Genomic DNA, 12766 nt, shown 5'->3' with positions numbered 1-12766 from the left:
GACGAGCCGATGTGTCTGGCGATCCCGGCCGAAGTCACCGAACTGTTGCCCGAGCAGATGGCGCGGGTCAGCGTCGACGGCGTCGGCAAGCTGGTTTCGGTGGCGCTGCTCGACGATCTTTCGGTCGGCGACTACGTCGTGCTGCATGTCGGCTTCGCGCTGACCCGGATCGATCCCGACGAAGCCCGCCGCACGCTGGCGCTGCTCGGCCAACTCGGCGCGGAGGTTGTGGCATGAAATATGTCGACGAGTATCGCGACGGCCAACTCGCCCGAGGCCTCGCCGCCACCATCGCCCGCGACAGCGATCCCGCGCGCAACTACGCGCTGATGGAATTCTGCGGCGGCCACACCCACGCGATCTCGCGCTACGGCCTCGAGGATCTGTTGCCGGGCAACGTTCGCATGGTGCACGGTCCCGGCTGCCCGGTCTGCGTGCTGCCGATCGGCCGCATCGACATGGCGCTGCAGCTCGCGACCCGGCCGAACGTGACGCTGTGTTGTTACGGCGACCTGATGCGGGTGCCGGGCTCGCGTGGCAACTCGCTGCTGCGCGCCAAGGCGGCGGGCGCCGACATCCGCATGGTGTATTCGACGCTCGATGCGCTCGCGCTCGCCGAGGCCGAGCCGTCGCGCGACGTGGTGTTCTTCGCCATCGGTTTCGAGACCACCACGCCGCCGACCGCGCTGGCGGTCCGGCTGGCGCAGAAGCGGGGCCTCACCAATTTCAGCGTGTTCTGCAACCACGTGCTGACGCCGTCGGCGATCCAGCGGATTCTCGCTTGCGACAGCGACGGTGTGCACATCGATGGCCTGGTCGGTCCGGCGCATGTCTCCACCGTGATCGGCACCGCGCCGTTCTCACGCTTCGCAACCGAGTTCGCCAAGCCGGTGGTGGTGGCGGGCTTCGAGCCGCTCGACGTGATGCAGGCGATATTGATGCTGATCCGCCAGGTCAATGACGGCCGCGCCGAGGTGGAAAACCAGTACATCCGCGCGGTGACGCCCGACGGCAACCGGATCGCGCAGGGCGAAGTCGCGGATATCTTCGAATTGCGTGAGAGTTTCGAGTGGCGCGGGCTCGGCCAGATCCCCGCCAGCGCGCTGCGCTTGAAACCAGCCTATGCCGGCTTCGACGCCGAGCGGCGCTTTGCGCTCGACGATATGTCCGCCAGTGACAACCCGGCCTGCGAATGCGGCGCCATCCTGCGCGGCGTCAAGCGCCCCGCCGAATGCCGATTGTTCGGCAAAGCATGCACGCCGGAGAGTCCAATGGGCTCCTGCATGGTGTCGTCGGAAGGCGCCTGCGCGGCGCATTGGAGCTATGGCCGGTTTCGCGACCACGCCCGGAGGAAAACCGCATGAGCGCGCGCCAGCGTCACCGCAAGCTCGATCTCGTGGCCGGCCGGGTCGAGCTGTCGCACGGCGCCGGCGGTCGCGCCATGGCGCAGCTGATCGCGGAGGTGTTTCACGCAGCCCTCGACAACGACTGGCTGCGCCGCGGCAACGATCAGTCGGCGTTCGACGTCGAGGCCGGCCGCATGGTGATGACCACCGACGGCTATGTGATCTCGCCGTTGTTTTTTCCCGGCGGCGACATCGGCTCGCTTTCGGTGCACGGCACCATCAACGACGTGGCGATGGCCGGGGCAAAGCCGCTGTATCTGTCGGCGAGTTTTATTATCGAAGAGGGGTTTCCGCTCGCGGACTTGAATCGCATCGCCGACAGCATGGGGCAAGCGTCGCGCGAGGCTGGTGTGCCGGTGATCACCGGCGACACCAAGGTGGTGGAGCGCGGCAAGGCCGACGGCGTGTTTATCTCCACCGCCGGCGTCGGCGTGCTGCCGCACGGCCTCGAGCTCTCCGCCGACAAAGCGCGGCCCGGCGACAAGCTGCTGCTGTCCGGCTCGCTCGGCGATCACGGCGTCGCGGTGATGTCGCGGCGGCAGAATCTGGCCTTCGACACCAACATCGTGTCGGACTCCGCGGCGCTGCACGGTCTCGTCGCCGACATGGTCGCGGTGGCTGGGGCTAGCCTGCGGGTGATGCGCGATCCGACCCGCGGCGGGCTCGCCGCGACGCTGAATGAACTGGCGCAGCAATCCCGCGTCGGCTTCCGCATCGACGAGGACAATCTCCCGATCAAGCCGCAGGTCGCCGCCGCCTGCGAATTGCTGGGCCTCGATCCGCTCTACGTCGCCAACGAGGGCAAGCTGGTTGCGATCGTCGCACCCGACGCCGCCGAGGCGGCGCTCTCGGCGATGCGCCGGCATCCGTTGGGGCGCGAGGCTACTATCATTGGCGAGGCGGTTGAGGACGAGCATCGCTTCGTGCAGATGACCACCGCGTTCGGCGGCGGCCGCATCGTCGATTGGCTGGCGGGCGATCAATTGCCACGGATCTGTTGAGGGCGTGATGGATGCTTTTGCGAGCGAAGGCCGGGTGGCGGAGCGCAACCGCGGGCGATCGATGACCGCTACCGTGCTGGTGGTCGACGACGAGGTGCGGTCGCTGGAATCGCTGCGCCGGGTGCTCAGCGACGAGTTCGAGGTGATCTGCGCCAAGGACGCCGCCGAGGCGCGGCGCTGCCTGGAAAGCGAGATCGTCCACGCCATCCTGTGCGACCAGCGTATGCAGGACGAGACCGGCGTCGAATTCCTCAAGCACGTCCGCTCGACCTGGCCGGATCCGGTACGGATGATCATCTCCGGCTATTCGGAGTCCGAGGACATCATCGCCGGCATCAACGAGGCCGGGATCTATCAATACGTCGCCAAGCCCTGGCATCCCGACCGGCTGCTCGACACCGTGCGCGGCGCGGTCGAATTGTTTCGGCTGCAGCAGGAAACCGAGACCGCCGCGGTCGACATGAAGCTGGCGCCGGAGCGGGTCACCCGCGTGGTCACCGAGAAGCGCGGCGCGGCGCGGCAGCTCTATGACTTCGATCGCATCGTGCACGCCCCGGACAGTCCGTTGCGCGGCGTCATCGATCTTGGCCGTCGCGCCGCCGAGTACGACATCTCGGTGCTGATCACCGGCGAATCCGGCACCGGCAAGGAACTTTTGGCCCGCGCGATTCACTACGGCTCCGGCCGCGCCGGCAAGGCCTTCGTGGTGGAGAATTGCGGCGCGCTGCCGGATCAGTTGTTGGAAAGCGAATTGTTCGGCTGCAAGAAGGGCGCCTTCACCGGCGCCTATCAGGATCGCATCGGGCTGTTCGAGGTCGCCGACGGCGGCACCATCTTCCTCGACGAGATCGGCGAGACCTCGCCGGCGTTCCAGGTCAAGCTGTTGCGGGTGCTGCAGGAAAGCGAGATCCGCCCGCTCGGCGCGCAGCGCGTGCGCAAGGTCGACGTCCGCGTCGTCGCCGCCACCAACCGCGATCTCGAAGCCGAGGTGCGCGCCGGCCGCTTCCGCCGCGATCTGTATTATCGGCTGGCGGCGTTTCCGCTGCACATGCCGGCGCTGCGCGAACGGCCGATGGATATTCCGTTGATCGCCGCAAAAGTGCTGGCCGACGTCAACAAGTCCTATGGCCGGCAGGTCGCCGGCATCGCCCGCGATACGCTGACGGCGATGCAGCGGCATGATTGGCCGGGCAACGTCCGCGAGTTGCAGAACGAGATCCAGCGCATGGTGGTGCTGGCCAATGACGGCCGGCTGCAGAGCAAGGATCTGTCGAACCGGGTGCGCAATGCCGGCGCGCCCGCCGAGCCCTCGCGCGCGGCCGACGGCGAAGCCGCGACGCTGAAACACCGCGTCGAGGCGCTCGAGCGCGCCATGATCGCCGACGCGCTGCAGCGCCACGGCGGCAACATCAGCCGGGTCGCCGCCGAACTCGGACTGTCGCGGGTCGGCTTGCGCAACAAGCTCGGGCGCTACGACATCCGCAAGGGCGTGGTCGATGCCGATTGATCGCGTCGCTGTCGGCCCGGAGGACTTGATCGCCAAGGTCGGCGACCGCGCGCCGCATGGGCTCGACGGCGAGCGCGAGGCGGTGTGGATCGAAGTGATCCGCAAGATGGACGAGGTCTACGCCGACCTGTTGCGCTACGAGACCGATCTCGAACAGAAGAACGCCGCGCTGGAAGAGGCGCAGGCCTTCATCTCCAGCGTCATCGAGTCGGTGTCCGACATCTTGATCGCCTGCGGCCGCGACGGCAGCATCCTGCAGGTCAATCCGGCGGCGGTGCATCTGTTGGGACGTCCCGCCGAGGCGCTGACCAGGCGGCCCTTGGTCGAACTGATCGACGCCCCCGATCGGCTGCGCGTCGACGCGTTGCTCAAGGCCGGGCTGTCGTCCGACGTCATGACCTTCGAGATCCGCTTCGTCACCGCCGCCGGCATCTCGGATCTCTACGCCGTGAACGGCGCCACGCGTTACGATCCCTCCGGCGCCCGGGTCGGCACGGTGCTGACCGGGCGGCCGATCGGCGAACTCCGCCGCGCCTATGAGGCGCTGCACGCCGCGCACAGCGAATTGCAGCGCGCGCAGCGGCAATTGGTCGAGCAAGAGAAGATGGCGAGCCTCGGCCGCTTGGTCGCCGGCGTCGCGCACGAGCTGAACAATCCGATCAGCTTCGTCTACGGCAACATCCACACCCTGGAGCGTTATCGCCAGCGGCTGGGCCGCTATCTCGGCGCGATCCATGGCGGCGCCGATGCCGCCGAGATCGACAGGTTGCGCCACGAGTTGCGGATCGACGCGCTGCTCGACGACAGCGGCTCCTTGATTGAGGGCACGCTGGAAGGCGCGATGCGGGTCTCCGACATCGTGAAAAATCTGCGCCGGCTGTCGTTCCTCAAGGCCGGCGAGGCGCAGCCGGTCGACATCGAGCGGGTGATCCGCACCGCGGCGCGCTGGGCCTCGCGCGCCAAGGCCGGCCGCGCCGAGATCTTCTTCGACATCGAGAAAGACCTGTCGATCGTCGGCAACGAAGGCCAGTTTCACCAGATCATCGTCAATTTGGTCGACAACGCGCTCGATGCCGTTCGCGGCGAGCCCGAGCCGCTGATCGAGATTTCCGCGCGGCGGCGTGGCCCCGAGGCGGTGATCGCGATCGCCGACAACGGCCCGGGCCTTGCGGAAGGGTTGATCGACAAGATCTTCGAGCCGTTCTTCACCACCAAGCCGGTCGGCGAGGGCACCGGGCTCGGGCTGTGGATCAGCTACGGCATCGCCCGCGAATATGGCGGCGCGCTGGCCGCCGCCAACCGCTGCGGCGGCGGCGCGGTGTTCACGCTGACGCTGCCGGCGGGGTGAGGCGAGGCCGGCGGCTGGCCAGCAGCTGCCGCGGCCCGTCGTCATGCATGACCGCGATGCGGCTGCCGCGCAGATCGAGATCTTGACGGAGCTGCTGGCTCCGGCTTGGTAGCGCAGGCGCCGCTGACCGCGGATCGGGCGCGGCCCCCATGAGCGAGGATCACCACACGATGCATCGGGTGTTTGCCTACGGCACGTTGAAGCGCGGATTGAAGAACCATCATCTGATGGCGCGCGCGCGGTTTCTCGGGTTGGCCGCCAGCGTGCCGCACTACCGCATGATCGCCGGCGACTATCCGGTGCTGTTCGAACAGGGCGCCGGGCTGTTGCCGGTCAGCGGCGAATTGTTCGAGGTCGACGACGCCACGCTGGTCGAACTGGACAAGCTGGAATCGGTCGGCACATTGTACGACCGCAAGACCGTCGCCATCGCGCTCGGCGACGCTGGTGTCACCGACGCCTTCATCTATATCGGCCGCCCGGCGGCGTGGGCGAGCCGCGGCTGGCTGCCGTTCACCGCGCGCGACGCCGATGGCCGGCTGCACTGGCCGGCGCCGGCGGGGTGATATTCGCCGCGTCAATCAAACACGAGCCGTCATCCCGGATTGCGAGTTCGAAGAACGAGCAAGTCCGGGATCCATATCCCCTGCAGGGGTTATGGATCCCGGGTTCACTCGCGGCTTTCGCCGCTCATGCCCCGGGATGACGGCCTGACGCGTGACGATGGCCAACTACTTGTTCAACGCGCCTCGCCACCAGCGGTCATTCCGGGGCGCGGGCCGCGGCAGCGGCGCGCGAACCCGGAATCTCGCCGCGGCGAAAGCGCCCGAGCCCGTTGCGGGATTCCGGGCTCGCTCGAGCTTGCGCTCTCGCGCCCCGGAATGACGCTGCTATTTGTGATGCGCCTCAACACGGCTGCGGCGGCCTGCGCGGGCCGCACGCGCCGCCGCCATCAAAACCGAAACGCCAGCGCCTCCGGCGGCAGTTTGACGTCGGGCAGGTTGCGCGGGTCGGCGACCGGATCGAGCACCTGCTGGCGCACCGGGATCACCCCCGCCCACACCTGGAAGCCGTAGTCCTCGGCCTCGTCTTCGGGGTGGCCGGTGCGGATCTTGGCGGAGGCCTCGTCGAACCGCATCGACAGGATCGTGGTGGCCTTCAATTCCTTCGGCAGCATCGGCCGCAGCCGCTCCCATTGCCCGGCAATCAGCCGGTTCACGAAGGTGCGCAGATGGGCTTCCTTCTCCGCGGGATCGGTGACCTTCTCCGGCCGGCCGAACACCATCACCGAGCGATGGTTGATGTTGTAATTGAACGCCGAGCGCGCCATCACCAGCCCGTCGACGATGCTGGCGGTGAGGCAGACCTCGGCGCCCTCGATCGCATTGATCATCCGGCTGGCCGCCGAGCCATGCCAATACACCCGATCGCCCTCCCGCCAATGCATGGTCGGGGTGACGAACGGCTTGCCGTCGACCACGTAGCCGATGCTGCAATGAGGAACAGCGTCGAGGATCGCCGCGATGGTGTCGTGGTCGTAATTGGCCAGCCAATGGTAGCGCTTGACCCGGGTGCGGTCACTGGGCGGGGTGGACATCGTCGCATTCCTATCGTTGTCAGGCATCGTCGCGTCATATCCACTGATATACAACGCGTCGCGTGAGTCGATAGGCCATTGGGCGATGCGCCGCGTTGCGCCCGGGGCCAAGCGCCGCGCTACAGCATCCCGGGGCGGAACAGCTTGCGCCGGCTGATGATCTTGCCGGACACCATGAACACGCCGTCGCCTTGGTAATGCAGCGTTTGCGGCTGCTTCGGCGAGGCTGCGACATGCGCCTGCACCACTTCGAAGATGAAGAAATTGTATTTGTCGACCAGGGCGTCGTCGGCGAGCTTGCACTCGAAATTGGCGTGGCACTCGGCGATCAGCGGCGCCTTGACCCGCGTAGCCGGCTGCGCGGTCAGGCCGAAATGTTCGAATTTGTCGATTTCCGCCCCGCTGCAATTGCCGATCCCGACCACCTGATCGGTCAAAGCGGTGGTCGGCAGGTTGATCACGCATTCGCCGCTGTCGCGGATCAGCCCGAACGAATGATTGCCGCCGGCGATCACGCAGCCGAGCAGCGACGGGGTGAATTCCATCACCGTATGCCAGCCCATGGTCATGATGTTGCGCTCGGCGCCGCGCGCCGACGACACCAGCACGATCGGGCCGGGCTCGAGATAGCGGCGCACCTGCGACACCGGAAAATCGAGTTTGGCCGGGTGCTTGCTCATGCTGCGTCCACCATACCGAAGATTGCCTTTAGTCGCAGGCCCGCGCGGCGAATTGCCCGGTGATGTCGACATGCATGACCGCCACATAGTTGTTGAGCAGTCCCTGCAGGCGCAGCACGTTGATTCGAAACCAACGCTGCTCGGTCGGCGAGTGACAGGGATAGTCGAGCTTGAACTGCTCGACATTGTCGTTCAGCACCGAGCGGATCCCGTCGGCGACGGCGCGGCCGTCCTGCACGCCGCTGCGAAAAGCCTGTTCGCAGATCTCCAAGTAATTCCGGCCGACGCAATAGGCGTGGTCGTTCAGCGTGTTTTCGCGCGCGAATCGACGCCAGCCTGAATTGGTCACGACGATGTCGCCGGCTTCATCCAGCAGCACGACATGGGCCGGCAGCGGATCCAGCATGGCGGCCAATTCTCTCGTGGTCGCGGGCATCGGGTGGCGGTCCTTCGCAGCGTTTCTTGATACGATTGCGCCTCTGACAGTCGCGATCCGTCACGCGGCGGAGTTGTTGCGCGGCCGTCGAAGTCGGCACATTAGCAAAATCTTCAGCGGCGGTGTGGTTTCGCTTGCGCGTTCTGCCGAAAGATCCGCAGCGGCGCTCAACCGCTGTCGGCGCGGCCGGGCTTGCCTCCGCGCTAGGCGAATCCAACGCAAGCTGATGCCGCCGCCGCGAAGCGCAACGCGGCTTGCCGCTGCGGCCCAGCCCCGCGCGGGTCGTTCGCGGCCTCGGCGGTTGCTGCGAAAGCCGCGGAGAACCCTATGAAAACCCCTGCAAACGGTCGCTTCGCGCGGCTTTTCGCAATATTGTTGCCGCACCGAATCAGCCAGCAAGGAGACAAAATGGCGACGCAGATGACGAAATCGCAGCTTATCGAGAAGATCGCCACCCAGAGCGAACTGGCCAAAAAGGACGTCAAGGGCGTGCTCGAGGCGATGACCGAAATCGGCTACAAGGAGCTGAAGAAGAACGGCGTATTTCTCGTTCCGGGCTTCGCCAAATTCGTTGTCATCAAGAAGCCCGCCACCAAGGCGCGCAAGGGCACCAATCCGTTCAATGGTGAGCCGATGGTGTTCAAGGCCAAGCCGGCCCGCAAGATCGTCCGCGCGCGTCCTGTCAAAGCGGCGAAGGACTCGGTGTAATTCGGGACGCTCTCAACCGCCCATCCGGTCTTCGGCCGGGTGGGATCGCGGTTGGCGCTCGCTGCGGGATCTCGCGCTCAGCGCGAGGTGACGAGCCGACCGGCCTGGGTGCGATCCTGCCAGCCGTAGCGCACCAGTTCGGGAACGTCGTGTTCTTCGACCGGCCAGCCGACGCACAGATAGGCGATCAGCTTCCAGCGCTCCGGCACCTGGAGGTCGGCCTTGGCTTGCTCGGGATCGAGGATCGAGACCCAGCCGACGCCGAGGCCTTCGGCGCGGGCCGCAAGCCAGAACGTCTCGATCATCACCACCACTGAATAGTCCAGCGTCTCCGGCATGGTCTGACAGCCGACGCCGGCGCCCTGCGCGGTGCCGCGATCGCAGAACACCGCGAATTGCCGGGGCGCGACGTCGATGCCTTCGAGCTTCAGCCGGGCGTACAGATCGGCGCGCTCACCCTGAAAGCCCGACGCCGCCTTGGCGTTACAGGCGACGAAATTCTGGTGAATCTTTTCCCGGGTGTCCGGGCTGTCGACGCTGACCCAGCGCCATGGCTGGCTGTTGCCCACCGAAGGCGCGAGCTGTGCCAGATCCAGCAGCCGCTCGATCAAATCCGGTTCGACGGCGTCGCGGCGGAAACGCCGGACGTCGCGCCGCCACGCGATCAATTGCGCGAGCTTCGCCACAAACTCCGGGTCGAAATCCGGCGGCGTCAGAGCGAGTTCGGACTCTGACAGCGGGCCGGCGTCGAAATTCGTCACCTTGCGTCTCCTCAGCACAGTCAGCGCGTCGGCAGGTCGCTCGAAGCCGAGCACCATCTGATGTCCCGAAGCCCAAGTCCACCGCGCTAACCGGCGCGCAGTCTCGTGGAATTGGGATTCGGAAGTAGCAAATCGATGATCAACTTGGGGGTTTGGTTCAAAGTTCGCCGAAATGACGCGCGGGAAAGGGACAAGAGAACTTTGGACCGGCCCACTGGCACGACCTTGTTAGTCACGCGGGAACCGCGCTGTCAACGCCGTCAAACTCGCTTGCCGGCGGTCGAGCGAATTGCCTGCGAGAACGCCACGATGAGTCATCGCTCCGGTACTATGTTGCTGCAGGTTCCGCGTGGCGGATGGCCGACTGCACATTTGGAACGCAGCCGGCCCGATAACCGATCAGGACCGGGACGGCTGAGCGTCGTCACGTCATCCGATCATCCTCAGCTTCTATGACATCGTGGCAACGATTCGCTGGTGCGAAGCTTGCGGCGCCGCGCGGCGGCGTCCGCCCGGCGCATTACAGTTTGCCGTCCATCACGTCGCTGAGGCTGGCGACGTCGGTCAGCAGCCGCGCCGCGGCGCGCAGCAACGGCACCGCGAGAATGGCGCCGGTGCCTTCGCCGAGCCGCAGCCCGAGATCGAGCAGCGGCTTGGCCTGCATCGCTTCGAGCGCCAGGTCGTGGCCACGCTCGGCGGAGCGATGCGCGAACACGCAATAGCCGAGCGAAGCCGGCGCCAGCCGGACTGCCAGCAACGCCGCCGCGGTCGAGATGAAGCCGTCCACGATCACCGGGCGGCGCTGCGAGGCGGCGCCGAGAATGGCGCCGGTCATCATGGCGATTTCCAGCCCGCCGAATTCGGCGAGCACGTCGAGCGGCGCGGTGGCGGCGCTGCGCGCCGCGGCTTTTTCAATCGCCGCGCGCTTCTTCGCCATGCCGGCATCGTTCTGCCCGGCGCCGACCCCGATGCACTCTTCGAGCGGCGCCGGCGCCAACCGATGCAGCAGCAGCGAGGAGGAGGCGGTGTTGCCGATGCCCATTTCGCCGAGCGCGATGATGTCAGCGCCGTTGCGGATTTCCTCGATCGTCAATTGACAGCCGCGGTCGAGCGCGTCGATCGCCTGCTGCCTTGTCATCGCCGGCTCGCGCGCGGCGTTGCCGGTGCCCATCCGGATTTTGGCGTCGATCAGTCCGGGATGTTTCGGCAGTTCGGCGGCGACGCCTGCGTCGACCACGCGAATTTCTACATTGGTCGCCGCGGCGAAGGCGTTGGCGCAGGCGCGGCCGGCCAGATAGGTCATCACCATCCCCACCGTCACCGCGGCGGGAAATTGCGAGACGCCTTCTTCGGTGAGCCCATGATCGCCGGCGAACACCAGCAGCACCGCGTTGTCGCCGCGCGGCTCGCCGGGATGCCGGATCTGGCCGAGCTGCACCGCGAGGTCCTCGATCTGCCCGAGTGAGCCGAGCGGCTTGGCCTTGCCGTCGATCCGCGCGCGGATCGCGCTTTCGGCATTCGAATCGAGCGGCGCGATGCCGGGCGGCTGCCAGGCGGTTTCGGGAGCGGTGAGCATGATCTGTCCTTGTTGCAAGGCGGCGTAACTGACGCAACGCGCCGCGGCGGTCAACACCACCTAAGCGTGGTTGACCGCGCCAGCCGCGGCGCGCTAGCGTTGCGAACGATGGTCCTTCCACGTGGAAGGTGAAAAGGGAAGCCGGTGCGAGCGATTTCAAACCCGGCGCTGCCCCCGCAACTGTGAGCGACGAGCCCGCGCCGAGGCCACTGGGATGTTCCTGGGAAGGCGGCGAGGGGCTTTGACCCGCGAGCCAGGAGACCTGCCATCGTGAAGAGTGCTTTGAAGGCGTCGTCGGGGCGGGGTGCACCGGGCGGGAGCGAGCGCGATGGCGTCGAGCCATCGCACGCGACCCAACAAAGCTCGCGGCCGCAAGGCCCTGCTGTGAGCTGCCGATGGATCGCCACGCCCGTGAAGACCGTTCCCTGGACGCCCGTTCCCCGGCCGCGTTGCGCCCGACGCTGGTGCTGGGCGGCGCGCGCTCCGGAAAATCGTTGTACGCCGAGCAACTGATCGTCGACAGCGGGCTAGAGCGGATCTATCTCGCCACCGGCAGCGCCAGCGACGACGAGATGGCGGCGCGGATCGCGCATCACCGCACCCAGCGTGGCGACGGCTGGACCACCGTCGAAGAGCCGCAGGCCGTGGTCGAGACGCTGGCGCGCGAAGCAGGCTGCGGCCGCGCCGTGCTGGTCGATTGCCTGACGCTATGGCTGGCAAATCTGATGTATGCCGGGCGCGACGTCGCCGTCGCCTCGCGCGCGCTCGCCGATCATCTGCGCGATGCGCGAGAGGCGATCGTGCTGGTGTCGAACGAGGTCGGGCTTGGCCTGGTGCCCGATACGCCGCTCGGCCGCGACTTCCGCGACGCCCAGGGCCGGCTCAACCAGATCGTCGCCGCCGCCGTTCCCAATGTGGTTTTCATCGCCGCCGGCTTGCCGCTGTGGCTGAAACGCACAACCGCAGGAGAGCCCTTCGCATGACCGCGCCGCCCAGCGACGACGAAGACAATCTGCGCCACGCCGAGAAGGCCAAGAAGCACAAGGCGGTGCGCGACAAGATGATGGCCGGCAAGATCGGCGAAAAGGGTTTGCTGATCGTTCACACCGGCACCGGCAAGGGCAAGACCTCGGCGGCGCTCGGCATGGTGTTCCGCCACATCGGCCACGGCATGCCGGTCGGCGTGGTGCATTTCACCAAGTCGCAGAAATGGGACACCGGCGAAGCCAAGCTGCTGTCGAAATTTCCCGAGCTGGTGACGCTGCACATCATGGGCGAGGGCTTCACCTGGGAGACCCAGGATCGCGCTCGCGACATCGCCGCCGCCCGCGCCGGCTGGGAGCGCGCCAAGGAGCTGATCCGCGACCACCGCCACCGCATGGTGCTGCTCGACGAGCTCAACATCGTGCTGCGCTACGACTACCTGCCGCTCGACGAGGTGCTGACGTTTCTGCGCGACGAGAAGCCGGCCGACAAGCACGTCGTCATCACCGGCCGCAACGCCAAACCGGAACTGATCGAGCTCGCCGATCTGGTGACCGAGATGACGCTGGTCAAACATCCGTTCCGCGCCGGCGTCAAAGCCCAGAAGGGCGTGGAGTTTTAGCGCGATGATTTTTGTCGGGAATTTTGATTGCGTCATTCCGGGGCGCGAGCAGCGACAGCTGCGAGCGAGCCCGGAATCCATAACCCCTGCAGGGGATATGGATTCCGGGCCTGCGCCCCGATCGGCTGGCGCCGATCAGG

The 12766-nt window shown here is 66.6% G+C and carries 14 protein-coding genes and 1 riboswitch; of the genes, 9 read left to right on the top strand and 5 right to left on the bottom strand.

All coding sequences use genetic code 11. The features are described 5' to 3' along the window. Nucleotides 1-9: 9 nt before the first annotated feature. The 6 genes from RPC_RS18835 (at nucleotide 10) to RPC_RS25165 (ending at nucleotide 5828) form a co-directional block, all read left to right on the top strand. Complete coding sequence (locus RPC_RS18835) at nucleotides 10-237, top strand: HypC/HybG/HupF family hydrogenase formation chaperone (protein ID WP_011474177.1); 228 nt, start codon at nucleotides 10-12, stop codon at nucleotides 235-237. Continuing rightward, a complete protein-coding gene (gene hypD, locus RPC_RS18830; protein WP_011474176.1) occupies nucleotides 234-1364 on the top strand; it encodes a hydrogenase formation protein HypD in 1131 nt (376 codons plus the stop codon). The genes RPC_RS18835 and hypD overlap by 4 nt, the downstream gene beginning before the upstream one ends. Further along, complete coding sequence (gene hypE, locus RPC_RS18825; RefSeq protein WP_011474175.1) at nucleotides 1361-2407, top strand: hydrogenase expression/formation protein HypE; 1047 nt, start codon at nucleotides 1361-1363, stop codon at nucleotides 2405-2407. The genes hypD and hypE overlap by 4 nt, the downstream gene beginning before the upstream one ends. 61 nt (nucleotides 2408-2468) lie before the next feature. After that, nucleotides 2469-3914, top strand: a complete 1446-nt coding sequence (locus tag RPC_RS18820) for a sigma-54-dependent transcriptional regulator (protein ID WP_041803072.1) — start codon at nucleotides 2469-2471, stop codon at nucleotides 3912-3914. After that, nucleotides 3904-5262, top strand: a complete 1359-nt coding sequence (locus tag RPC_RS18815; RefSeq protein WP_011474173.1) for a sensor histidine kinase — start codon at nucleotides 3904-3906, stop codon at nucleotides 5260-5262. Before RPC_RS18820 ends, RPC_RS18815 begins: the two co-directional genes overlap by 11 nt. A gap of 149 nt (nucleotides 5263-5411) precedes the next feature. Beyond that, nucleotides 5412-5828, top strand: coding sequence for a gamma-glutamylcyclotransferase family protein (locus tag RPC_RS25165; RefSeq protein ID WP_049766132.1), 417 nt, complete (start codon nucleotides 5412-5414; stop codon nucleotides 5826-5828). Between the two features lie 386 nt (nucleotides 5829-6214). Here the strand turns inward: RPC_RS25165 and RPC_RS18805 are convergent, their stop codons facing one another. The 3 genes from RPC_RS18805 to RPC_RS18795 form a co-directional block, all read right to left on the bottom strand. Next, nucleotides 6215-6859 carry a pyridoxamine 5'-phosphate oxidase family protein gene (locus RPC_RS18805; RefSeq protein WP_011474171.1) on the bottom strand — a complete coding sequence of 215 codons (645 nt, stop codon included), beginning with the start codon at nucleotides 6857-6859 and terminating at the stop codon, nucleotides 6215-6217. A 119-nt stretch (nucleotides 6860-6978) separates the two neighbouring features. Continuing rightward, nucleotides 6979-7539 (bottom strand): flavin reductase family protein, encoded by a 561-nt coding sequence (locus RPC_RS18800; protein WP_011474170.1) that lies wholly within the window; start codon nucleotides 7537-7539, stop codon nucleotides 6979-6981. A gap of 28 nt (nucleotides 7540-7567) precedes the next feature. After that, nucleotides 7568-7975: a hypothetical protein gene (locus RPC_RS18795; protein WP_011474169.1), complete on the bottom strand. Its 408-nt coding sequence runs from the start codon at nucleotides 7973-7975 to the stop codon at nucleotides 7568-7570. Nucleotides 7976-8383: 408 nt separating this feature from the next. On the opposite strand from RPC_RS18795, the gene RPC_RS18790 reads away from it, so the two are divergent. Further along, nucleotides 8384-8683 carry an HU family DNA-binding protein gene (locus tag RPC_RS18790; protein ID WP_011474167.1) on the top strand — a complete coding sequence of 100 codons (300 nt, stop codon included), beginning with the start codon at nucleotides 8384-8386 and terminating at the stop codon, nucleotides 8681-8683. A 77-nt stretch (nucleotides 8684-8760) separates the two neighbouring features. Here the strand turns inward: RPC_RS18790 and bluB are convergent, their stop codons facing one another. Together bluB and cobT are read right to left on the bottom strand one after the other, a co-directional pair. Continuing rightward, nucleotides 8761-9501, bottom strand: coding sequence for a 5,6-dimethylbenzimidazole synthase (gene bluB / locus RPC_RS18785; protein ID WP_011474166.1), 741 nt, complete (start codon nucleotides 9499-9501; stop codon nucleotides 8761-8763). A gap of 463 nt (nucleotides 9502-9964) precedes the next feature. Next, complete coding sequence (cobT, locus tag RPC_RS18780) at nucleotides 9965-11020, bottom strand: nicotinate-nucleotide--dimethylbenzimidazole phosphoribosyltransferase (RefSeq protein ID WP_011474165.1); 1056 nt, start codon at nucleotides 11018-11020, stop codon at nucleotides 9965-9967. A 92-nt stretch (nucleotides 11021-11112) separates the two neighbouring features. After that, a riboswitch (cobalamin riboswitch) is annotated at nucleotides 11113-11305 on the top strand. 110 nt (nucleotides 11306-11415) lie between these two features. On the opposite strand from cobT, the gene cobU reads away from it, so the two are divergent. Continuing rightward, nucleotides 11416-12003: a bifunctional adenosylcobinamide kinase/adenosylcobinamide-phosphate guanylyltransferase gene (gene cobU, locus RPC_RS18775; protein ID WP_011474164.1), complete on the top strand. Its 588-nt coding sequence runs from the start codon at nucleotides 11416-11418 to the stop codon at nucleotides 12001-12003. Beyond that, nucleotides 12000-12626: a cob(I)yrinic acid a,c-diamide adenosyltransferase gene (cobO, locus tag RPC_RS18770; protein ID WP_011474163.1), complete on the top strand. Its 627-nt coding sequence runs from the start codon at nucleotides 12000-12002 to the stop codon at nucleotides 12624-12626. Before cobU ends, cobO begins: the two co-directional genes overlap by 4 nt. Nucleotides 12627-12766: the final 140 nt, after the last annotated feature.

It is taken from the genome of Rhodopseudomonas palustris BisB18 (assembly GCF_000013745.1).
GTDB classification, from domain to species: domain Bacteria; phylum Pseudomonadota; class Alphaproteobacteria; order Rhizobiales; family Xanthobacteraceae; genus Rhodopseudomonas_A; species Rhodopseudomonas_A palustris_F.
Note: the sequence above shows the minus strand (reverse complement) of the source record. Positions and strands in the feature narration are given on the sequence as shown.

What these genes read in the sequence shown, in the direction of transcription:
- RPC_RS18835 (WP_011474177.1), top strand. Translation starts at nt 10, where the DNA reads ATGTGTCTGGCGATCCCGGCCGAAGTCACCGAACTGTTGCCCGAGCAG.
- hypD (WP_011474176.1), top strand. Translation starts at nt 234, where the DNA reads ATGAAATATGTCGACGAGTATCGCGACGGCCAACTCGCCCGAGGCCTC.
- hypE (WP_011474175.1), top strand. Translation starts at nt 1,361, where the DNA reads ATGAGCGCGCGCCAGCGTCACCGCAAGCTCGATCTCGTGGCCGGCCGG.
- RPC_RS18820 (WP_041803072.1), top strand. Translation starts at nt 2,469, where the DNA reads ATGACCGCTACCGTGCTGGTGGTCGACGACGAGGTGCGGTCGCTGGAA.
- RPC_RS18815 (WP_011474173.1), top strand. Translation starts at nt 3,904, where the DNA reads ATGCCGATTGATCGCGTCGCTGTCGGCCCGGAGGACTTGATCGCCAAG.
- RPC_RS25165 (WP_049766132.1), top strand. Translation starts at nt 5,412, where the DNA reads ATGAGCGAGGATCACCACACGATGCATCGGGTGTTTGCCTACGGCACG.
- RPC_RS18805 (WP_011474171.1), bottom strand. Translation starts at nt 6,859, where the DNA reads ATGTCCACCCCGCCCAGTGACCGCACCCGGGTCAAGCGCTACCATTGG.
- RPC_RS18800 (WP_011474170.1), bottom strand. Translation starts at nt 7,539, where the DNA reads ATGAGCAAGCACCCGGCCAAACTCGATTTTCCGGTGTCGCAGGTGCGC.
- RPC_RS18795 (WP_011474169.1), bottom strand. Translation starts at nt 7,975, where the DNA reads ATGCCCGCGACCACGAGAGAATTGGCCGCCATGCTGGATCCGCTGCCG.
- RPC_RS18790 (WP_011474167.1), top strand. Translation starts at nt 8,384, where the DNA reads ATGGCGACGCAGATGACGAAATCGCAGCTTATCGAGAAGATCGCCACC.
- bluB (WP_011474166.1), bottom strand. Translation starts at nt 9,501, where the DNA reads ATGGTGCTCGGCTTCGAGCGACCTGCCGACGCGCTGACTGTGCTGAGG.
- cobT (WP_011474165.1), bottom strand. Translation starts at nt 11,020, where the DNA reads ATGCTCACCGCTCCCGAAACCGCCTGGCAGCCGCCCGGCATCGCGCCG.
- cobU (WP_011474164.1), top strand. Translation starts at nt 11,416, where the DNA reads ATGGATCGCCACGCCCGTGAAGACCGTTCCCTGGACGCCCGTTCCCCG.
- cobO (WP_011474163.1), top strand. Translation starts at nt 12,000, where the DNA reads ATGACCGCGCCGCCCAGCGACGACGAAGACAATCTGCGCCACGCCGAG.